Raw genomic sequence first — 20,881 nt, forward strand, 5'->3', positions numbered from 1 at the left:
CGGCCCTAAGCCGCCTTGTCTGCGGGTACGCCCGCCACCGCGTCGGGACGCAGTTCCCGGCGCAATATCTTGCCCACGTTGCTCTTGGGCAGCTCGTCGCGGAACTCCACGTAGCGCGGACGCTTGTAGCCGGTCAGCTTTTCCCGGCACCAATCCTGGATCTGCGCCTCGGTCAGCGTCGGATCCCGCCGCACCACGAACACCTTGACGGCCTCGCCCGAGTGCTCGTCCGGCACGCCGATTGCCGCGCATTCCAGCACACCCGGATGCTGGGCCACGGCCGCCTCGACCTCGTTCGGGTAGACCTTGAAGCCCGAGACCGCGATCATGTCCTTCTTGCGGTCAACGATGCGAGTGTAGCCCTGCTGGTCCATGATGCCGATATCGCCCGTACGGAAGTAACCATCGGCGGTCATGGAGTGGCGGGTTTCTTCGGGCTTCTGCCAGTATCCCAGCATGACCTGCGGGCCGCGGATGGCGACTTCGCCGCGTTCGCCCAGCGGCACTTCACGGCCTTCGTCATCGAGGATGGCCACGTCGGTGGATGGCAACGGCAGGCCGATGGAACCCGAATACGCGGTCGCATTGGTGGGATTCACGGTCGCCACCGGCGAGGTCTCCGACAGGCCATAGCCTTCGATCAGCGGCCTGCCGGTGATCTTCAGCCAGCGTTCGGCCACCTGCTGCTGGACCGCCATGCCGCCGCCCAAGGTCAGCCGCAAGCCGGAGAAATCCAGGCGCGCGAAGTCTTCGTTGTGCGCCAACGCGTTAAACAGCGTATTGACGCCGGGGAACACATTGATCGGCACCTTGCGCCATGCATTGATGAGCGAAGGCTGGTCGCGCGGGTTGATGATGAGCACATTGCGCATGCCCGCATGCAGACCATACAGCCCGCACACGGTCATTGCGAACACATGGTAGAGCGGCAGCGCGCTGATGATGGTGAGCTGCCGGTCCGCGAGGTCATGCACCACCGGCTGCGCCACCGCTTCCGTCTGCAGCACATTGGCCACCAGGTTGCGATGGGACAGCATCGCGCCCTTGGGCACGCCGGTGGTGCCGCCGGTGTATTGCAGCACGGCCACATCGTCCATCGACAGCGCCGGCGGCGCAAAGCGCTGGCGCGCGCCGTCGTGCAGCACGTCGGGCAGCATGCGGGCGCCGTCGATCTGCCACGCGGGCACGATCTTCTTGACGTAGCGCGCGGCCAGGTTGACCAGCGGCGCCTTCAGGCCGCCGAGCAGATCGCCGGGACCCGTCACGACGATGTGCTTGAGCTGCCCGCGGTCCGTGACGCGCTGCAAGGTATGCGCGAAATTCTCCAGGATGACGATGGCCGACGCGCCGCTGTCCAGCAATTGGCGCTGCAGCTCTTCGGCGGTATAGAGCGGATTCACGTTCACCACGACCAGGCCCGCGCGCAGCGTGCCCAGCATGCTGACCAGATAGGCCGGCACGTTGGGCATCATCAATGCCACGCGCTCGCCCTTGGACAGGCCCACGCTTTGCAGCCAGCTGGCGAAAGCCTGCGCGTGCGCATCGAGTTGCGCATAGGTGATGTTGCTGCCCATTGCGGTACACGCAATGCGCGAGGCGTACTGCTTGCAGGCCCGGTCCAGCAAGTCAGTCAGGGAGGCATAACCGTCTGTCGATATCTCCGCCGGAACCCCCTGCGGATAATGGGCAAGCCACGGACGCGTCATGGTATTTGTCTCCATTAAATTGGTTTTTGATTGATGATACCCTTGTTGCGTTCCCTTTTTTCGCCCGAGAGCCCCATGAAACTGCTCGAACCCATCGTCGCGTGGCATCACGACATTTCCAAGATCCGACGCGACATCCACGCGCATCCCGAACTGGCGTTCGAGGAGTTCCGCACCGCCGACGTGGTGGCGGCGAAACTTGAAGAATGGGGCATCGAAATCGACCGCGGGCTTGGCGGCACCGGCGTGGTCGGCATCATCCGCGGCAATCTGCCGGGCGACCGCGCCGTGGGCCTGCGCGCCGACATGGACGCGCTGCCCATGCAGGAGGTCAATACCTTCGAGCATGCCAGCACCCACGCCGGCAAGATGCACGCCTGCGGTCACGACGGCCACACGGCCATGCTGCTGGCCGCCGCGCAATACCTGTCGCAGCACCGCGATTTCGCCGGCACGGTCTATGTGATCTTCCAGCCCGCGGAAGAAGGCGGCGGCGGCGCCAAGCGCATGATCGACGACGGCCTGTTCAAGCGCTTCCCCATGGAAGCGGTGTTCGGCATGCACAACTGGCCCGGCATGAAGGCCGGCCAGTTCGGCCTGACTGCCGGCCCCATCATGGCGTCCAGCAACGAGTTCTCCATCGTCGTGAAGGGCAAGGGCACGCACGCCGGCATGCCCAACCTGGGCATCGATCCCGTCATGGCGGCAGTGCAGCTGGCGCAATCGCTGCAGACCATCATCACGCGCAACCGCAATCCGCTTGACGCCGCGGTGCTGAGCATCACGCAGATCCATGCGGGCAGCGCCGACAACGTCGTGCCCAACCATGCTGAATTGCGCGGCACCGTGCGCACCTTCACGCTGGACGTGCTGGACCTGATCGAACGCCGTATGGAAGAGATCGCGCGCCACACCTGCGCGGCGATGGACTGCGAGGTGCAGTTCACCTTCCAGCGCAACTATCCGCCGACCATCAACCACGCTGAAGAAGCCGCGTTCTGCGCCGACGTGCTGCGCGACCTTGTGGGCGAGGCCAACGTCAACGATCACGTGCAGCCCACCATGGGCGCGGAAGACTTCGCCTTCATGCTGCAGGAATTGCCGGGCTGTTATGTGTGGATCGGCAACGGCACCGGCGAACACCGAGACAGCGGCCACGGCCTGGGCCCCTGCATGCTGCACAACGGCAGCTACGACTTCAACGACGAGCTGCTGCCGCTGGGCGGCACGTACTGGGTCCAGCTGGCGCTCAAGCGCCTGGCCAAGGCCTGACCCTCAAACGCCGTCCGCCGCCCCGACCGCCAGGCACATCGCCAGGAAGCGTTCGGCGGCGCGGGCGGCCGCGTCCGCGTGCGGCACCAGGATGCTCAAGGTCCGCGTCAGCGGCTTGGGCAACAGGCGCAAGGCCGCCAGCGCCCCATCTTCGTGGCGCATCGACATGACGGACACGAAGCCCACGCCCAGTCCGGCACGCACCGCCTGCTTCACGCCCTCCACGCCGGCCAGCTCCAACCCCACCGACGGCGCCAGGCCCGCATCCGCAAACGCACGCTCCACCAGCCGGCGCACGCCCGAACCAGGCTCGCGCATGACCAGCGCCGACGTCGCCAGGTCGCGCAGCATCACCGCCCCCTTGCCCGCCAGCGCGTGGTCCGCGCGCACCACCGCCACCACTTCGTCCTGCCGCCAGGCGTGCACGGCCGTGTCGGCGGGCAGCCCCGCAGGCACGTCGCCCTCGATGAACGCCAGGTCCAGGGCCGGCAGGCGCTCGACTATTTCACGCGTATTGCCGTCCGACAGATGCAGGCTGACCGCCGGAAAGGCATGGCGGAAATCCGCCACCAGGCTGGGCAGCAGATAGCTGGCGGGGGTGGTGCTGGCGCCCAGGCGCAGATCGCCGGTTTCCAGTCCGCGCCAGGATTCGCGCACCGCCTGGGCCTGCCGGTACACCTGGCGCAACTGGCGGGCCTGCTCCGCCAGGCGTTCGCCGGCTTCAGTCAGCGCGATGCCGTGGCCACTGCGGCGGTACAAGGGCTCGCCGAACCATTCCTGCAGCATCCGCAGCTGGCCGGAAACGGCGGGCTGGGACAGGTTCAGCAACTGCGCCGCGCGGCTGATATTGCCGGCATCGGCCACGGCGGCAAAGGTAAGCAATTGGTCGGGCGTCATGGTTGCCGGGTCGGGGCCGCCTAGATATCAGAATTACTGATATTACATATCTGAAATAAAAATTTTTCAAATAGTAGGCGGGAAATTAATATTTCGTGAAGTTATTTAGATATGCCTCCTCCAAAAGGCCAGCCATGAGTACCTCTTCCAGCACCGCCGCCCCCCTGCCCGCCACCCCGGCCTCGCCAGCCGCCGTTCCCGCCGCCACGCCGTGGCGGGACAAACTCAATGGCGTGCTGTTCGTCGGCTTGATGGCCGCCGCGGTGATGCAGCTGGCGGACCTGCCCGCGATCCGCCAGCTGGGCTTTTCGCCGCTGGTCGTGGGCATTGTCTGCGGCATGCTCTACGGCAACTTCCTGCGCGGCACCATGCCCGCCGATTGGGGCGTGGGCGTGAACTTCACCGCAAGGCGCCTGCTGCGCATCGCCGTGGCCTTCTACGGCCTGAACATCAGCATCCAGCAGATCGCCGCCGTGGGCCTGCCCGGGCTGGCGGTTTCGGTAGCGGTGGTGGTGGGCACGCTGCTGCTGGGCACCGTGGTGGGCCAGCGCCTGCTGGGCCTGGACCGCGACACCGCCATGCTCACCGCCGCCGGCAGCGCCATCTGCGGCGCCGCCGCCGTGCTGGCTTTCGAGCCCACGCTGCGGGCCGCCCCGCACAAGAGCGCGGTGGCCGTGGCGACCGTGGTGCTGTTCGGCACCTTGTCTATGTTCCTGTACCCGGTGCTCTATCACGCAGGCTGGCTGAATCTCGACACCCAAGCCCTGGGCATCTATATCGGCGGCACCATCCATGAAGTCGCCCAGGTCGTCGGCGCAGCCAGCAATGTCGACCCCGCCACCACCGAAGTCGCCACCATCGTGAAAATGACCCGCGTGGCCCTACTGGTGCCGGTCCTGTTGATCCTGGGCCTGTATCTGCGCAGCGCGGCCTCGCATGCGGCCGGCGGCCAGGGCAAGGGCGCCAAGCTGCCTATTCCCTGGTTCGCGGTGGGCTTCCTGGTGCTGGCCATCATCAATTCGCTGAACATCATCCCCGCCGACGCCGTGGCCGCCATCCGCCGCCTGGACATCTTCGCCCTGACCATGGCCATGACCGCGCTGGGCATCGAAACCCGCTTTGCCCAGATCCGCAAGGCCGGCCCCCGGGTGATGGCGCTGGGCCTGATCCTGTACCTCTGGCTGTTGGTCGGCGGCTACGCCATCGTCAAGCTGGCGTCCTGATCCCTGGCCCGCCGCGCCCAAGGCCGCGGCGGGCTTTGCGCACGCACGCCGCTGTCGCGTTTTTCCTGCATAATCGGCTGGTTCCCTAGCAGTGGAGTCGGCCGCATGACCTCCAGCACCAAAACCCCGTTTACGACTTTGCCCGCCGATCGCGACGCGGTGTTGCGCGTCATGCCGATGCCGGCGGACGCGAATATCCACGGGGACGTCTTTGGCGGCTGGATCATGTCCCAGGTCGACATCGCCGGATCCATCCCCGCCGCGCGCCGCGCCGCCGGACGCGTGGCCACCGTGGCGGTCAACGCCTTCCAGTTCAAAGAGCCGGTGTTCGTGGGCGATCTGCTCAGTTTCTACGCAGCCATCATCAAGACCGGCACGACGTCGGTCACGGTGTCCGTCGAGGTCTACGCGGAGCGCCAGCGGCTGGACGCCGAGATCGTCAAGGTCACCGAGGCCACGCTGACCTACGTCGCCACCGACGAAGCCCGCCGCCGCCGTCCCCTCCCCACTCTTTGAGCCGTAACGCATGACGCAGTCCGCCGCCGCGCAGAAACCGCCCGCGACGCCCCGCCGCCTCGACCCGGAAGACGCCCAACACGCCCTGGCGGAAGTGCAGGAACGCCTGCGCCGCCAGCAACTGGTTGCCGACCTGGTGCATCGCCAGGAGGAAGGCGACTCCAAGGCCTCGCTGGTCGAGGACCTGGTGCACCGTCAGCACGAGGCCGAACTCAAGACCCTGCTGGACGGGCTGCATCCGGCCGATATCGCTTTCATCCTGGAATCGCTGCCCAAGGACGAACGGCAAGCCATCTGGAAGCTGGTCAGCCCCGAGCACGACGCGGACGTGCTGCTGGAAGTCGAAGACTGGGTGCGGGAATCGCTGATCGAAGCGATGGACCGCCAGGACCTGGTTGCCGCCACCGGCAACATGGACGCCGACGAGCTGGCCGACCTGGCGCCCGACCTGCCGCCCGACGTGGTGGCCGAAGTCCAGAAGGGCCTGACCGAAGAAGAACGCGCGCAGCTGCTGGAAGCCATGGGCTATCCGGAAGACAGCGTGGGCGCGATCATGGACTTCGAGATGGTCCGGGTGCGCGAGGACGTCACCCTGGAAGTGGTGCTGCGCTACCTGCGCCGGCTGCACGAACTGCCCGACCACACCGACCAGATCTTCGTGGTGGACCGCCAGGACAAGCTGCAGGGCATCCTGCCGCTGTCCAAGCTGCTGGTCAGCGAGCCTGAAACCGAAGTGCGCGCCGTCATGAACTCGGATTTCCTGACGCTCAACCCGCTGGATTCCGACGCTGACGCGGCCGGCGCCTTCGAACGCTACGACCTGGTTTCCGCGCCGGTCATGGACGACCAGGGCCGCCTGATCGGCCGCGTGACCATCGCCGACGTGGTGGACGTGATGCGCGAAGACTCCCAGGAGCAGGCGCTGTCGCGCGCCGGTCTGCAGGAAGAAGACATCTTCGCGCCCGTCTCCACCGCCCTGCGCAACCGCGCCCCCTGGCTGCTGTTCAACCTCTGTACCGCCGCCACGGCATCCTTCGTGGCCTCCCAGTTCGAAGGCACGGTCAGCCAGATCGTCATCCTGGCCTTCCTCATGTCCATCGTGGCCGGCATCGGCGGCAACTCCGGCAACCAGACCATGACCCTGATCATCCGGGCCTTGGCGATGGGCCGCATCACCGGCCGCAACCTGTGGCAGCTGGTCAAGCGCGAACTCTTCGTCACTCTGATGGTGGGCCTGTGCGGCAGCCTGGTTGCGGCGCTGTTCGCCTGGGTCATCTCGCACTCGGTGTCGATCGCGCTGGTGATGATGGCCGCCATGGTCTGCAACATGCTGGTCGGCGCGTCGGTCGGCGTGCTGGTGCCGATGGTGCGCGCCCGCTTCGGCAAGGATCCTGCCATGGGTTCTTCGGTGCTCCTGACTTTCGCCACCGATTCGCTGGGCTTCTTCATCTTTCTGGGCCTGGCCACGATTTTCCTGCTGTAGTCCGGATACAACAGCAGGAAAAATCCGCTTCCCTCTGGCAGCGCCTGCTTGACAGCTAGCTGACAGGGTCGAGGACGACTGTTCCATTACAGTAATGGGATTGTCATCTTCCCCCTTTCAGCGCCCACAATGACCGCAAGATTCCGGGCGGCAATCCTTTGCCTGCTGCTCGCCACCTTCGCCGCCACTGCCCAGGCCTGTGACAGCATGCCCTCATGGGCACAGTCCGCCTGTAACCGCCTTGACCAGATCTGGACGGAAGGCGGCAACGACCTGTACTTCACCGGCTATTCCTGGCACAACCGCGCCACCTACAGCAAAGAGAAGATCGACAGCTTCAACGAGCTGGCATGGGGCGGCGGCTACGGCCGCAGCATCTACGACGAAGACGGCGACTGGCAGGGCCTGTACGCCATGGCCTTCCTGGATTCGCACAGCAAGGTCGAACCCATCGCCGGCTACGGTTTCCTGAAGATCGGGCGGGTCAGTGAAAACGTCCGCCTGGGCGCAGGCTACACCGTCTTCCTGACGGCGCGCCACGACATCATGAGCTATGTGCCGTTCCCCGGCATCCTGCCGCTGGTGAGCGCCAGCTACAAGGACACGATGCTCTACGCGACCTACATCCCGGGGTCAGCCGGCGCGGGCAACGTGCTGTTCATGTTCGGCCGCTGGCGCTTCTGACGCTTACCTTCAGGCGTCAGAACGCCTGACCCAGCCTGCGCACCAGATCACCCAGGCGCCAATCGTCGATGCCGTGCGCGCGCAGGGCGCGCTCGGTTTCCACGACATAGTCCAGGCAAGGCCCGGAATGCCCCACGGCATTGCGCACGGACGCCAGTAGACGGTCGTCGCTGAGGCCGGCCGCGTATTCCTGGCAGGCCCGGTTCAGCAGGAACACCAGCCCGCGCACCGGCGCGGCTTCCGTATGGCAGGTAAGCCAGCGCGGCGTGTAGGCGCCGGTGACCATTTCCCGGCGCCACAGCGCCTGGAACACCGCCGGCACGTCGCAGGCGGCGATCTGAAAGGCCACGCCGCGGCAGCAGCCGCCGCGGTCCAGGCCGAACACCAGGCCGGGGTTGTCGGGCGAGCCGCGATGGTCGTGCGACCACAGGCACAGGGACCGGTGGTAGCCGCGCACCGTTGCCAGCCGACGTTCGCGCCAGGTGAAACCGGGATGCCATATCAGGGAACCGTAGGCGAACACCCACAGGTCGTCGACGCCGTTCCAGCCGCCCAGCAGGTCATCCACCGAAAGCGCGCGCCGCGAATTTTCCGTACCGGCGCAGCCGGCGGGTACTGCCAACGACATAGGGTCCTCTGATATCCCGATTCATCCCATGATGGGAGTGCGGATATCCTACGCCGTAGCCTGCGCAAAAGAATTGCGTGATGGGGGCCGGCCGGCGGGCCGAATGGAATTTGCATCCCCGCCGCCCCCTGCCATGGAAAAAAAATTGCGCGCGCCCGCCTACACCGCGTCCAGCGGCAATTCCGTGGTGCTTTTGATGACTTCCATCGAGAAGCTGGCGCTGACGTCCAGCAGGTCCACGGCAGCGATCAGGCGCCGGTAGAAGCGGTCATAGGCCGCCATGTCCTCGACCACGACCTTGAGCAGATAATCGACGTCGCCCGCCATGCGGTGGAACTCCACCACGTTGGGCAAGGCCATCACGGCATTGATCAGGCTCTGCGTCCATTTCTCGTTGTGCTGGCTGGTCTTGATGGAGACGAAGACCGTCAGGTTCAGGCCCAGCGCGCAGGGATCCAGCAAGATGGCGTTGCGGGCGATGACGCCGTCATCCTTCAACTTCTGGATGCGGCGCCAGCAGGGCGTGACGGACAGGTGCACTTGCTCGGCGATCTCGGCGACCGAACAGGTGGCGTCCTTCTGCAGCAAGGCCAGTATCTTGATGTCCGTCTGGTCCATGGGTTTCCTCGGCTGGATCGGCCCCAATCTTGCCCGTTCCGCCTGCCCGCGTCCAGCCTGCGCCCCCGGGGCGCCGGACTTCAGTAGGTCCCGGGGTAGCCGCCGCCGTCGATCAGGATGTTCTGCGCGGTCATGTAGCCGGCCTGCGCGGAACAGACATAGGCGCACAGCGCCCCCAGCTCTTCGGGCTGGCCGTAGCGCCCGGCCGGATTCGCGCGTCCGCGCTCGTCCCAGAGCTGTTCGAAGCTCTTGCCGCCGGCCTGCTCCAGCATGCCCTGTATGTGCCGGACCTGCGCGTCCGTGGCGAAGGCCCCAGGCAGCAGGTTATTGATGGTGACGTTGTGGCGCACGGTCTGGCGCGCCAGGCCGCTGACGAAGCCGATCAGGCCCGAGCGCGCGCCGTTGGACAGGCCGAGTTCAGCATGCGGCGCCTTCACGCTGCGCGAGACGATGTTCACGATGCGTCCGAAGCGCCGTTCCATCATCCCGTCCACGACCCGCCGGATCATGTCGATGGGTCCCAGCATCATGCCGTCCAGCGCCGCGATCCAGTCGTCGTGGCTCCAGTTGCGGAAGTCGCCCGGCAGCGGGCCGTCCGCATTGTTGATCAGGATGTCCGGATGGGGACAGGCGGCCATGGCCGCATCCCGGCCCGACGTCTGCGTCAGGTCGGCCGACACCCAGCCCACGCCTATCCCGGTCTCATGCGATATCTCGGCCGCGGCCTGCTCCAGCGTGGCGGGGTTGCGGGCGGCGATCGTGACCGCCACGCCCTCGCGCGCCAGTTGCAGGGCGCAGGCCCGGCCCATGCCGCGGCTGCCGCCGAATACCAGTGCCGACTTGCCGCTGATCCCCAGATCCATGCCTGACTCCCCTGTCATTGCGCCGCCCGGCGCAGCGTCGCGCCAAAGCAGACCAGTATAGGAGCGCGGGGCTGCCGGGCGGAATGGAATATTTTTCCAATCTGCGGCCCTGACGCGCCGAATTTGGCAAAGGCATTCCAGCGCAAGCTCCTACCATGGAAGCTCTGCCTGGAGGCCTGCCATGTCTTCCATCCAACTCGCCGGCGGCGGCCTGCAATCGCTATGCGCATCGGTGCAGTCCGCCCAATTGAACGCCGCGCGCGCCCTGCTGCGCGACCTGGCCGCCAGCGTCGCCAGCGCCGGCGACATGCTGCAGAACCTGCCCGCGGAGCTGCGCGCCGGACGGGCCGAGTCCTACACCCGCCATATCGCCTACGCCGATCCGCACGGCGCCTTCACGATGGCCTACCTGATCTGGCGGCCCGGCCAATTCAGCCCGGTGCATGGCCACAAGACCTGGTGCACCTATCAGGTGTTGCAGGGCGAACTCACGGAAACCCACTATCGCTGGGATCAGGAGTCCGCCATCGCCCAGGCCTGCGGCACGGTGACCCGCCGCCCTGGCGACATCGTCACCGCCACGCAAGGCCTGCGCCAGATCCACCGCTTGGGCAATGCCGGCCCGGACATTGCCGTGTCGCTGCACATCTACGGCGTGGCCCGGGACGATCTCTGCACCGGCGTCAATCACCTGGTCGACAGCGTCAACCCATCCACTGGCTGACCGGCGCGGCCGCGTCCTGCAGCGGCTGCGCCACCACGTCGATCAGCGCCGGACCGTCGTGCTCCATTGCTGCCTTGATGGCGGCATCCAGCTTGGACGGGTCTTCGACGCGCCACGCCTTGACGCCATAGGCCTCGGCGATGCGGGCGTGGTCGGTGCGGTTGAAATCCACGCTGTAGTAGCGCTTGTCGTAGCCCGCTTTCTGACTGGCCTTGATCCAGCCATAGACCGAGTTCGAGAACACCACCATCAGCAGCGGCGCCTTGTGCCGCACGATGGTTTCCAGTTCGCCCACCGTGAAGCCAAAGCTGCCGTCGCCCATCACCGACACGCACTTGGACTGGGGCCGGCCCACCCAGGCGCCCAGGGCGGCCGACATGGAGAAGCCCAGCGCGCCGTGGGCGCGGTTGGTGATGAAGTGCCGGCCGGGGCGCGACACGTCGTAGTAGGCGGAAAAATACGGGCAAGGCGTGCCGGGATCGGCGCAGACCACCGCGTCGTCGGGCAGCAGGCGGTTCAAGGACTGCACCACACGTTCGGGGCGGATGGGCGCGTCCAGGCTGTGGGCCAACGGCTCCAGCTGCGCGCGGCGCGCCTCCTTGGCGCGGCCGGCCAGCACCGCGCCGTCGGCGGCGTCGGACGGACGGTGCGCCAGGCGCGCCGCCACCTCCACGCCCAGGGCTTCCAGCGCCAGCTTGGCGTCGCCCACCATGCCGACTTCAGTAAGGTAATTGGCGCCGATCACCATGGGGTCGATGTCGATGTGCAGGATGGGCACGTCGCGGTTGGGGAAGCGCCAGTGCTCGGTCGACGTGGAGCCCGCGCGGCAGCCGACGAACAGCACCACGTCGGCAGCGGCCACCACATCGCGCGTCGCCATCACGCCGCCGTTGGAGCCGACCACGCCCGCATTCAGCGGATGGGTGTCGGCCAGGCTGCCCTGCCCGCTCACGGTCACGCAGACCGCGGCCTTGAGCGATTCGGCCAACTCCTGCAGGGCGCCGCTGGCGCCGGCGATGACCACGCCGCCGCCGCAGATGATCACGGGCGCGCGAGCGCCGACCAGCCGCTGCGCGGCGCGCGCGACGTCCAGGGGATCCGGCGCGTAGCGCATGGACGGGAAGCGCCCATGTTCGGGCTGGGCCCAGACATCGGACGCGTCCACCTGCTGCTTCATCACGTCGTACGGAAAGCACAAATGGGCGGCGCCGGGCTTGCCCGTCGTCATCGCGCGGAAGGCCGCGCGCACCATGCCGGGAATCTGGTCCGCGCGGTCGATGGTGCGGTTCCACTTGGTCAGCGGACGGTACAAGGCTTCCTGGTCCAGCTCGGTCAGCGGATACTTGCCGCGCGAGCCCACTGCCACGTCCGAAGTAATGCCGAGCACCGGTATGGACGATTCGTTGGCCTCCACCAGGCCGGGCAGCAGATAGGTCGCGCCGCCGCCGCTGGGGCCTTCACACACGCCGACCTTGCCGGTCACGCGAGCATAGGCGTCCGCCATGTAGCCGGCGCTGCGCTCGTCGCGCGTCAGGATGTGCTGCATGCCGTGGTCCAGCCGGTACAGCGCGTCGTAAAACGGCAGGCTGGTGTCGCCGCACAGGCCGAATATGTGCTTGACCCCATTGTGCTGCAGCATGCGCACCATGGCTTCGGCGCCGGTCATGTTTTCCATGTCATCTCCATTTGTGTTGCACGCATCGCGGCCGCACGGCGCTCCGCCGGCCGCGCCTCGTTCAGTTGTCCAGATTGATGTTGCTGCTCTTGATGAAGGCGCTCCACCGGTCGTATTCCGACTTCACGTAGGCGTCCAGCGCCGGGCCGTCGGAGGCCACGATCTCAAAACCCGCGTCCGTCACCTTCTTGCGGATTTCCGGGTCGGCCAGCACCGCCTTGAAGTCGGCCGTCAGCTTTTTCACGGTCGCTTCCGGCGTGCCCTTGGGCGCGAACATGCCGCTCCAGGAATAGGCGACAAAGCCTGGGAAGCCGGACTCCGCCACGGTCGGCACGTTGGGCAGATCGGGCAGGCGCTTGTCGCCGGCCACCGCCAGCGGCTTGATCTTGCCGGCCTGGATCTGGCCGCGCAGCGCCGCGAAGCTCAGCCAGGTCATGCTGGCCTGGCCGCCCACCACCGCCTGGATGGCCGGTCCGCCGCCGCCGTACGGCACGTGCAGCAACTCCACCTTCGACAGGCGCTTGAGCTCTTCGGGCGCCAGATGGTTCAGCGAGCCCACGCCGGTGGACGCGTAGTTGAACTTGTTGGGCGGCTGCTTGGCGGCCGCGGCCAGGAACTCCTTCAGGTTGTCTCCCGGCACGCTGGGATTGGCGCCCAGCACCAGCGGGAAGCGCACGGTCTGCGAAATGGCGACGAAGTCCTTGAAGGTGTCGTAGGGCAGTTTGGGCTTCACGGCAGGGTTGATGCCGTGGTTGTCGAAGCTGACCAGCAGCGTGTTGCCGTCGGGTTCGGCGCGCGCCACGAAGGCGGTGGCGATCTGGCTGGCCGCCCCCGGCCGGTTTTCGACCACGACCGCACGGCCGCCCAATTGCTGCGACAGGCGCGGCTGCAGGATGCGCGCCAGGATGTCGGTGCTGCCTCCGGGCGGATACGGCACGACCAGCACCAGCGGCCGCTCTTCGGCCGCGGCCGGCGCCGCAATGAAGGCCCCCGCCGTGGCGGACAGTATGCATAGCGCAGCCAGTCCGCGCTTTATCCCGTGATTCATAGCATTTCCCCTGCTTGTATGGTGTTGGCCGGCGCTGCCGTGGCGGGTTCGGCCTGGTCCCGCATGTAGATCGTGGAAAAACCGGTGCGTATGACGTCGGTGATCTGGTCCAGGCGGCGGCCGATGTGCGCGCTCATCAGTCCCGGCAAGGCGTCGATGTCGCGCCGCTCCAGCGCCTCGACGATGCGCAGGTGCTCGCCCTGGGTATGGCTGCGGCGTCCTTGCTGCATGTCGATCCAGCGCACGAAATGAATGCGGGCATTGACGCTTTCCAGCGCGCGCACGAACTCCTCGTTGCGCGAGTAGCGCGCCAGCGTCAGGTGAAAGGCCTCATCGAGCTCCAGCAAGCGGGTGGCGTCGCTGTCCTCGGGTACGTCGCGGGAACGCTCGACGAATTCCCGCAGGCTCGCCAGCTCCTGGTCGGTGGCACGCTCGCAGGCCGCGCGTACGATGCCCGCCTCCAGCACGGCGCGGTATTCGTAAAGGCTGTGGATCTGCTTGGCGTCGAGCAGGCGGGCAATAAAGCCGCGGTTGACCGAACGGGTCAGGAAACCCTCGACCATCAACTGGTTCAGCACCTCGCGCAGCGGCGTGCGGCTGACGTTCAGCCTGCGGGCCAGCTCGACCTCGTTGATGCGTTCACCAGGCTTGAATTCGAAGCGCACGGCCATCGCCTTGACCGCGCCATACAGCTCGGCCTGCGCTTCCTTGGTGCGCGCTGCAGGCCGGATTGCGACTGAGGGTTGCGTCATGCCGGATCACCTGGGTTCGGTTGGATCGTCGGGAATGAATTGCATACTAAAGTGCATACACTTGACCCAACAACCCCGGGTTTCCCCGAAAGCGGGCTATTGTCAGCCGCACTCGCCATGGCCCTCGGGACGAAAAAAAGCCCGCGGCGCGGACGCTGCGGGCGATTCGTTCTTCAGCGGCATCTGCCGCCTGGCGCTTACAGGCCGGTATCCAGCGTGTAGTGCGCGCCGTCCTTGTTTTCCAGGGTCAACGTCGACAGCGTAGGCCCTGCCGCGGCGGCATCCTGGCTCACGTGGATGCGCAGGTTGGCCAGCGGCACGTCCCAGCCGCCGCTGGCGGCTTCGGCTGGTACGCCGGCCACCAGCGCCAGGCGTTCGGCGACCGCGCGCGCGTCGGGCGCGCGGGCATCGATGCGCAGCAAGCTGCGCGCGCCGTTGGGATGCGCCATGAGTTCAGGCGACCACACGCATTCGGGCGTCAGATGGCGGCAGAAATACATGCGGATGCCGGGCAAGGGTTGCTCGGCGAAACGCACGGTATGGAAACGGGCCTGGACTTCCTGGCCATCCAGCATGGCGGGACGGCTCAGTTCCTGGACGGGATTGACGGCAAAGCCTGCCGCCAGCAGGCGTTCGCGGGTGGCTTCGGCGTCATGGGTGCGGAACACCAGCGCCTCCAGCCCGAACGGGGAATCAGCGATTTCCTTGCGCGCGGGCGGCGCGCCGGGCGGCCAGCCCAGCAATTCGACGTACGTGCCTTCCAGCACGATCAAGCGGTTGCACGACCCCAGGTTATGCACCGCCTTGTCGCTCAGGTGAAAACCCTGGCGCTCGAAATGCGGGGCCAGCGCATCCAGCCGGTCGCGCACCATGACCACGGCATGGTCGAATTCAGTGCGGCCGACGGAATGCAGCATGATGGCTCCTGGATCAGACGAGCTTGCCGTGGCACTGCTTGTACTTCTTGCCGCTGCCGCAAGGGCACGGGTCGTTGCGGCCGACCTTGGGCAAGGCATTGCGCACGGGCTGCGCGCCGCTGTCCGATTCAGACTGGGCCAGCGCTTCGTCGTAGTCGGAATGGTGGTACTGCACGTTCTGCACGTGCGGCTGCGCCGCTTCGGCCTCGGCCTGTTCGACCTGTTCCTGCGACTGCACGCGCACCGTCATCAGCACCCGGACCACGTCGTCGCGGATGCGATCCAGCATGCCCGAGAACAGTTCGAAGGCTTCGCGCTTGTATTCCTGCTTAGGGTTCTTCTGCGCATAGCCGCGCAGATGGATGCCCTGGCGCAGATAGTCCAGCGCCGACAGGTGTTCGCGCCAGTGCGTGTCGATCGCCTGCAGCATGATCGAACGCTCGAACTGCGACCACGATTCCGTGCCCACCTGGTCGACCTTGGCCTGGTAGGCCTCGCGCGCGGCGCCCACCACGCGTTCGCGCAGGTCGTCGTCGGTCAGGTTGGCTTCCTTTTCCAGCATTTCCGTCAGCGGCAACTGCACATGCCAGTCAGCCTCCAGCGCCGTCTGCAGCGCCGGCACATCCCACTGTTCTTCCACCGATTCCGGCGGCACGTAGGTGTTGAACATCTCGGTCACGGCGGCGTCGCGCAGGTTCTGCACGGTGGCGCCCACGCTGGCGGCTTCCAGCACGTCATTGCGCTGCGAATACAGCACCTTGCGCTGGTCGTTGGCGACGTCGTCGTATTCCAGCAATTGCTTGCGGATGTCGAAGTTGCGGCCTTCCACCTTGCGCTGCGCGGTCTCGATCGAACGCGTCACCATGCCGGCCTCGATGGGCTCGCCCTCGGGCAGCTTCAGGCGTTCCATGATGGCGCGCACGCGGTCGCCCGCGAAGATGCGCATCAGCGAGTCTTCCAGCGACAGGTAGAAGCGCGACGAGCCCGGATCGCCCTGGCGGCCCGCACGGCCACGCAGCTGGTTGTCGATACGGCGCGATTCGTGGCGTTCGGTGCCGATGATGCGCAGGCCGCCGGCGGCCTTGACCTGCTCGTTCAGCGGCTTCCATTCAGCGCGCACCTTCTCGATGCGGGCGCTCTTTTCGGCATCGGACAGCGATTCGTCGGCGCGAATCAGATCGACCTGCTTGTCGACGCTGCCGCCCAGCACGATGTCGGTACCGCGGCCCGCCATGTTGGTGGCGATGGTGATGTGGCCAGGCTTGCCGGCCTCGGCAACGATCTCGGCTTCGCGGGCGTGCTGCTTGGCGTTCAGCACTTCGTGCGGCAGCTTGGCCTTCTTCAGCAGGCCCGACAGCAGCTCGGAGTTTTCGATGCTGGTGGTACCCACCAGCACCGGCTGGCCGCGTTCGTGGCAGTCGCGGATGTCTTCGAGGATGGCGTTGTACTTTTCGCCGTCGGTCTTGAAGACCTGGTCGTTCTGGTCCTTGCGGACCATGGGCTTGTTGGTCGGGATGATGACCGTTTCAAGCCCGTAGATTTCCTGGAATTCGTAGGCTTCCGTATCGGCCGTGCCGGTCATGCCGGACAGCTTTTCGTACATGCGGAAGTAGTTCTGGAACGTGATCGACGCCAGCGTCTGGTTCTCGTGCTGGATCTTCACGCCTTCCTTGGCTTCGACCGCCTGGTGCAGGCCGTCGGACCAGCGGCGGCCCACCATCAGGCGGCCGGTGAATTCGTCGACGATGACCACTTCGCCGTCCTGCACCACGTACTGCTGGTCGCGGAAGAACAGCGTGTTGGCGCGCAGCGCCACCATCAGGTGGTGCATCAGCGCGATATGGCGCGGGTCGTACAGCGATTCGCCTTCCGGCAGGATGCCCAGGCGCGACAGGATGCCTTCGGCGTTCTCGTGCCCGGCTTCGGACAGGTAGACCTGCTGGCTCTTTTCGTCAACCCAGTAGTCGCCTTCGGGTTCCGGCTCCTGCGGCTTGGGCTCGTGCGCCATGCGCTTGAGCAGCGGCGGCACCGCGTTCATGCGGACGTAGAGTTCGGTGTGGTCTTCGGCCTGACCGGAGATGATCAGCGGCGTACGGGCTTCGTCGATCAGGATCGAGTCCACTTCGTCGACGATGGCGTAGAACAGGCCGCGCTGGCGACGGTCTTCAACACGGTATTCCATGTTGTCGCGCAGATAGTCGAAGCCGAATTCGTTGTTGGTGCCGTAGGTGATGTCGGCCTGGTAGGCCGCCTTCTTTTCCTCGTTGGGCTGCTGCGGCACGACCACGCCGGTGCTCAGGCCCAGGAAGTGGTACAGGCGCCCCATCCATTCCGCGTCGCGGCGCGCCAGGTAATCGTTCACCGTGACCACGTGCACGCCCTTGCCGGCGATCGCGTTCAGGTAGACCGGCAGCGTCGCCATCAGGGTCTTGCCTTCGCCCGTGCGCATTTCGGCGATCTTGCCGCTGTGCAGGGCGATGCCGCCCAGCATCTGCACGTCGAAGTGGCGCATGCCGAACACCCGCTTGCCGGCTTCGCGCACAACCGCGAAGGCTTCGGGCAGCAGATCGTCCAGGGACGTACCCTGGGCGTGACGGGACCGGAATTCCTCGGTTTTGGCCGCCAGTTCCGCGTCGGAGAGCGCGGAGATCTTGGGTTCGAGCCCATTGATCTGGGTTACCAGCTTGCGATACTGCTTAAGCAGCCGGTCGTTGCGACTGCCTATGAGTTTTTTGAGCAGAGAAACCATGCGTATGTCGGCCGCACGAGCCACGCCGCGCCCACGAAAGGCCGGAGCAGCGTCACCCGTGACTTGATGTTATTGGTTGAGCGGGGGTCCGCTGGAAAACGAACCAGTTTAACGCACCTGGAGCGCAATAGCCTGAACCTATGGCCAGGGCAGCACTGCCGGCCGGTTTGACCGGCGCGGACCGCCCAGGTTCACTGGGCGGCGTGGGCCACCGTGGAGGGCGGCGCGGTCTGGTGCGGCCCCAGGAACAGGCGCGGGTCCAGCGGCTGCCCGGCCAGGCGCACTTCGAAGTGCAAATGCGGGCCAGTGGAACGGCCGGAGCTGCCCACGCGGGCCACTTGCTGGCCGCGTTCAACCAGTTGACCCTGCTTGACCATCAGGGAGGAAGCGTGGGCGTAGCGGGTGATCAGGCCGTCGCCATGATCGATCTCGACCATGTTGCCGTAGCCCGGCTGGAACTTGGACTCCAGCACCACGCCGCCCGAGGCGGCCAGGATGGGCGTGCCCGGAGGCGCGGCGAAATCCAGGCCTTCGTGCATGGCGCTGCGCCCGGTCACGGGGTTGCGGCGCCAGCCATAAGACGAACTGAGATAGGGGTAATCGGTGATGGGCATGGCGGTCGGCATGCGCGCCTGGTCCGCCGACCGCTTGGTCAGCGCCGCGTCCAACAGCTTCAGATTGTCGGACTGCTGGGCCAGCCTGGCCTGGATCTCGTCGAGCTGGCGGCCCAGCGCCTCGGCCGAGGCCGCGCTGGGCGGCGGGTGGTCGGTGAACAGATCGTCCATGACCTGGATGGCCTCGGGCTGGGTCAGCGCCTCGGGCTGCGCCACGGCCAGCTGCTTGGCCAATTCGGGGTCGGTATAGGCCACGCCGGCCACCTTGGCCACGCGCTGGCCCAATCCGTCAATGCTCACCAGCTTGGCCTGCAGCGCCCCGACCTTGGCGGCCAGCAAATTCATGTTGCCGCGCAGGAAATCGGCATCGCGCCCGGGCTGGCCCGCCAGGGGCCAGCCCACGGCATGTACGGCCGGGAGGATCGGAGTAAGGTATCGTTGTAATGCGGCGCCAAAGATGGCGGCCGTGATCAAGGCGCCCCCCAGAAACAGCGCGAGGCGCGCGCCGCCCAGGGTGAAATGCCCGTCCTGCCCGTCGCGGGCGTGCATAATCACGATTTTCAAGGTTTGCTTCCTAATTCTTAGAGCCGGGATGAATAGACCCACTTCATACCGTCAACGTTCCAGTTCCAGCCGGCGGAAAGAAGATACCGCCCTGGGATGGCTGGGTCATGACATGCGGGGCGCCGGAGTTCTGGCGACCGCCCGCAAGCACCTGCAAATTCAGTACGCGGTGGCGGCGGTTCTGCCCGCCCCGCTGGGCGCCGTATGCCAGGTGGGCAAGCTGGAAAACCAGTGCCTCCACCTGGTGGTGCCGAGTGCCGCGCATGCGGCCAAGATGCGTCAATTGGCACCGCGCATCGCGCGGTCCCTGGCAGACCAAGGCTGGAACCTTAACGAAATCGCCGTCAAGGTACAAGCGGGTTTGCCCAAGCCCGGCGCCCGTCAGCCGCGCCCTCCCAAAGAGGCGCAACCGCTGGGCAACACCGCCCTGGGCGCGTTCGAGACACTGCACGGCAACCTGCGGCCCGGCCCTCTGGCCGACGCGGTCGCCAAGCTCTTGAAGCACCACAAGAGTAGCTGAAGCCGGCAGGGTTGTCCTTGATCCGGCGCCCCCGGAAACGAAGCGAAACCAAGTTCTCGGACGGATCGATACTATGGTTTGCCGCCGGTTTGCGCCTTAAGCGCTAGGGGATGACGACCGCAGCCATCCGCCGGGACCCACCCAGGGAATTACCGCGAACAATCAGGAACCTAGCCGCGCACAATGATAGCGCGGGCGCAGCGGAGCCAGCTTTGCCGGTCCGCCAGCGCCGCCCCCCTTGAGGGGACCCGCGCAGCGGGTAGGGGGTGGGTCTGACGCTAGGCCAGCTGCCACTCGTGGCGGAACGCCTGCGGCGCCTCCGCCTGCGATTCGTAGGTGATCAGCTCCCAGGCGTCGCGCTGCTCCAGCAGCGCACGGGCCAGCTGATTGTTCAGGCCGTGACCCGACTTGCACGCGACGTAGCGCGCCACCAGGGGCTTGCCCAACAGATACAGGTCGCCGATGGCGTCCAGGATCTTGTGCTTCACAAATTCGTCGTCGTAGCGCAGACCGTCGCTGTTGAGCACGCGGTACTCGTCCATGACGATGGCGTTATCCAGGCTGCCGCCGCGGGCCAGGCCCATGGAGCGCAAGGCCTCGACTTCGTTGACGAAGCCGAAGGTGCGCGCGCGGGCGATTTCACGCACATACGAATGCGTGGCGAAATCGATCTCGGCGAAATTGGCCGTGGAGTCGATGGCGGGGTGGCGGAAATCGATCGAAAACGCCAGCGCATAGCCTTCGTGCGGTTCCAGCCGGGCCCATTTCTCGTTGCGGCCTTCGCCTTCGCGCACTTCCACCGGCTTCAGAACGCGAATGAATTGCTTGGGCGCGTTCTGTTCGACGATGCCTGCCGAGCGCAGCAGGTAGACAAACGTGGCCGCACTGCCGTCCATGATCGGGACTTCTTCGGCAGTGAGGTCGATATGCAGGTTGTCGATGCCCAGGCCGGCCAGCGCCGACATGAGGTGTTCCACCGTGGACACGCGGACATTGCCTTGCTGCAGCACCGATGCCATGCGCGTGTCGCCCACGCCGGTGGCCTGCGCGGGCAGGTCCACGACTTGCGGCAGGTCGACGCGGTGGAAAACGATGCCCGTATTCGGTTGTGCCGGGCGCAAGGTGAGCTCGACCCGCCGTCCGGAGTGGACGCCGACGCCTGTCGTGCGGACGAGATTCTGAATGCTGCGCTGTCGGAACATGAGACTTGGGTGTTTTGAGCCAGGAAGCCGGCAAGAAGACGAGCAGATTGCCGGCGTAACTGACGTATTGTAACTCTGTCCGATCCCTGGCGCCATTTGGCGTCCGGATCGACCGATACCTCCGTCCCTTATTGGAACCGTGCAAGGGGAACACGGACCGCTTCGCCTCCGGCCTGCCTGTGGGGACAGGCGGGCCGGAGATGAGGGAGTGCGTTTAGAGCCTGAA

General features: G+C 66.1%; 19 protein-coding genes. 7 read left to right on the plus strand and 12 right to left on the minus strand.

From position 1 onward, the window contains the following. Positions 1-5: 5 nt before the first annotated feature. Positions 6-1,706 (minus strand): AMP-binding protein, encoded by a 1,701-nt coding sequence (locus NGK62_RS07595; RefSeq protein WP_059373711.1) that lies wholly within the window; start codon positions 1,704-1,706, stop codon positions 6-8. A 75-nt stretch (positions 1,707-1,781) separates the two neighbouring features. Here NGK62_RS07595 and NGK62_RS07600 point away from each other — a divergent pair, with 75 nt between their 5' ends. Then, positions 1,782-2,978, plus strand: coding sequence for a M20 aminoacylase family protein (locus NGK62_RS07600; RefSeq protein WP_059373712.1), 1,197 nt, complete (start codon positions 1,782-1,784; stop codon positions 2,976-2,978). A 3-nt stretch (positions 2,979-2,981) separates the two neighbouring features. Here NGK62_RS07600 and NGK62_RS07605 read toward each other — a convergent pair whose 3' ends face one another. Then, the gene (locus tag NGK62_RS07605) at positions 2,982-3,875 is read right to left on the minus strand and encodes a LysR family transcriptional regulator (RefSeq protein ID WP_059373713.1); all 894 of its coding nucleotides are present in this window, start codon (positions 3,873-3,875) and stop codon (positions 2,982-2,984) included. Positions 3,876-4,009: 134 nt separating this feature from the next. On the opposite strand from NGK62_RS07605, the gene NGK62_RS07610 reads away from it, so the two are divergent. The 4 genes from NGK62_RS07610 to pagP all read left to right on the plus strand — a co-directional run bounded on the left by NGK62_RS07610 (position 4,010) and on the right by pagP (position 7,781). Further along, positions 4,010-5,098 (plus strand): YeiH family protein, encoded by a 1,089-nt coding sequence (locus NGK62_RS07610; RefSeq protein ID WP_251877940.1) that lies wholly within the window; start codon positions 4,010-4,012, stop codon positions 5,096-5,098. A 105-nt stretch (positions 5,099-5,203) separates the two neighbouring features. After that, positions 5,204-5,614 carry an acyl-CoA thioesterase gene (locus tag NGK62_RS07615; protein ID WP_054457585.1) on the plus strand — a complete coding sequence of 137 codons (411 nt, stop codon included), beginning with the start codon at positions 5,204-5,206 and terminating at the stop codon, positions 5,612-5,614. 10 nt (positions 5,615-5,624) lie between these two features. After that, positions 5,625-7,097, plus strand: coding sequence for a magnesium transporter (gene mgtE / locus NGK62_RS07620; RefSeq protein WP_054457586.1), 1,473 nt, complete (start codon positions 5,625-5,627; stop codon positions 7,095-7,097). Between the two features lie 129 nt (positions 7,098-7,226). Further along, positions 7,227-7,781, plus strand: coding sequence for a lipid IV(A) palmitoyltransferase PagP (gene pagP, locus NGK62_RS07625; RefSeq protein WP_059373715.1), 555 nt, complete (start codon positions 7,227-7,229; stop codon positions 7,779-7,781). A gap of 16 nt (positions 7,782-7,797) precedes the next feature. Here the strand turns inward: pagP and NGK62_RS07630 are convergent, their stop codons facing one another. The 3 genes from NGK62_RS07630 to NGK62_RS07640 all read right to left on the minus strand — a co-directional run bounded on the left by NGK62_RS07630 (position 7,798) and on the right by NGK62_RS07640 (position 9,890). Continuing rightward, positions 7,798-8,409 carry a gamma-glutamylcyclotransferase gene (locus tag NGK62_RS07630; RefSeq protein WP_059373716.1) on the minus strand — a complete coding sequence of 204 codons (612 nt, stop codon included), beginning with the start codon at positions 8,407-8,409 and terminating at the stop codon, positions 7,798-7,800. Positions 8,410-8,568: 159 nt separating this feature from the next. Further along, on the minus strand, positions 8,569-9,027 hold the full coding sequence (locus NGK62_RS07635) for an Lrp/AsnC family transcriptional regulator (RefSeq protein ID WP_042796425.1): 459 nt from the start codon (positions 9,025-9,027) through the stop codon (positions 8,569-8,571). Between the two features lie 80 nt (positions 9,028-9,107). Beyond that, positions 9,108-9,890 carry an SDR family NAD(P)-dependent oxidoreductase gene (locus NGK62_RS07640; RefSeq protein WP_251877942.1) on the minus strand — a complete coding sequence of 261 codons (783 nt, stop codon included), beginning with the start codon at positions 9,888-9,890 and terminating at the stop codon, positions 9,108-9,110. A gap of 181 nt (positions 9,891-10,071) precedes the next feature. Here NGK62_RS07640 and NGK62_RS07645 point away from each other — a divergent pair, with 181 nt between their 5' ends. Further along, positions 10,072-10,614, plus strand: a complete 543-nt coding sequence (locus tag NGK62_RS07645; RefSeq protein WP_118932604.1) for a cysteine dioxygenase family protein — start codon at positions 10,072-10,074, stop codon at positions 10,612-10,614. On the opposite strand, the gene NGK62_RS07650 is transcribed toward NGK62_RS07645, so the two are convergent. The 6 genes from NGK62_RS07650 to NGK62_RS07680 form a co-directional block, all read right to left on the minus strand. Then, a complete protein-coding gene (locus NGK62_RS07650; RefSeq protein WP_251877944.1) occupies positions 10,595-12,289 on the minus strand; it encodes a thiamine pyrophosphate-binding protein in 1,695 nt (564 codons plus the stop codon). The genes NGK62_RS07645 and NGK62_RS07650 overlap by 20 nt on opposite strands. 61 nt (positions 12,290-12,350) lie before the next feature. Further along, a complete protein-coding gene (locus tag NGK62_RS07655; protein WP_251877946.1) occupies positions 12,351-13,337 on the minus strand; it encodes a tripartite tricarboxylate transporter substrate binding protein in 987 nt (328 codons plus the stop codon). Next, positions 13,334-14,089 (minus strand): GntR family transcriptional regulator, encoded by a 756-nt coding sequence (locus tag NGK62_RS07660; RefSeq protein ID WP_059373720.1) that lies wholly within the window; start codon positions 14,087-14,089, stop codon positions 13,334-13,336. Before NGK62_RS07660 ends, NGK62_RS07655 begins: the two co-directional genes overlap by 4 nt. A gap of 197 nt (positions 14,090-14,286) precedes the next feature. Further along, positions 14,287-15,006, minus strand: a complete 720-nt coding sequence (locus tag NGK62_RS07665; RefSeq protein ID WP_286012350.1) for a VOC family protein — start codon at positions 15,004-15,006, stop codon at positions 14,287-14,289. A gap of 13 nt (positions 15,007-15,019) precedes the next feature. Then, a complete protein-coding gene (gene secA / locus NGK62_RS07675) occupies positions 15,020-17,755 on the minus strand; it encodes a preprotein translocase subunit SecA (RefSeq protein WP_059373722.1) in 2,736 nt (911 codons plus the stop codon). Between the two features lie 191 nt (positions 17,756-17,946). After that, positions 17,947-18,918 carry a M23 family metallopeptidase gene (locus NGK62_RS07680; RefSeq protein ID WP_251879543.1) on the minus strand — a complete coding sequence of 324 codons (972 nt, stop codon included), beginning with the start codon at positions 18,916-18,918 and terminating at the stop codon, positions 17,947-17,949. Positions 18,919-19,045: 127 nt separating this feature from the next. On the opposite strand from NGK62_RS07680, the gene NGK62_RS07685 reads away from it, so the two are divergent. Next, a complete protein-coding gene (locus NGK62_RS07685; RefSeq protein WP_082401228.1) occupies positions 19,046-19,453 on the plus strand; it encodes a DciA family protein in 408 nt (135 codons plus the stop codon). 278 nt (positions 19,454-19,731) lie between these two features. Here the strand turns inward: NGK62_RS07685 and lpxC are convergent, their stop codons facing one another. Then, positions 19,732-20,655 (minus strand): UDP-3-O-acyl-N-acetylglucosamine deacetylase, encoded by a 924-nt coding sequence (lpxC, locus tag NGK62_RS07690; RefSeq protein ID WP_059373723.1) that lies wholly within the window; start codon positions 20,653-20,655, stop codon positions 19,732-19,734. Positions 20,656-20,881 lie beyond the last annotated feature (226 nt).

It is taken from the genome of Achromobacter sp. Marseille-Q4954, assembly GCF_943737025.1.
Lineage (GTDB): Bacteria > Pseudomonadota > Gammaproteobacteria > Burkholderiales > Burkholderiaceae_B > Achromobacter > Achromobacter bronchisepticus_A.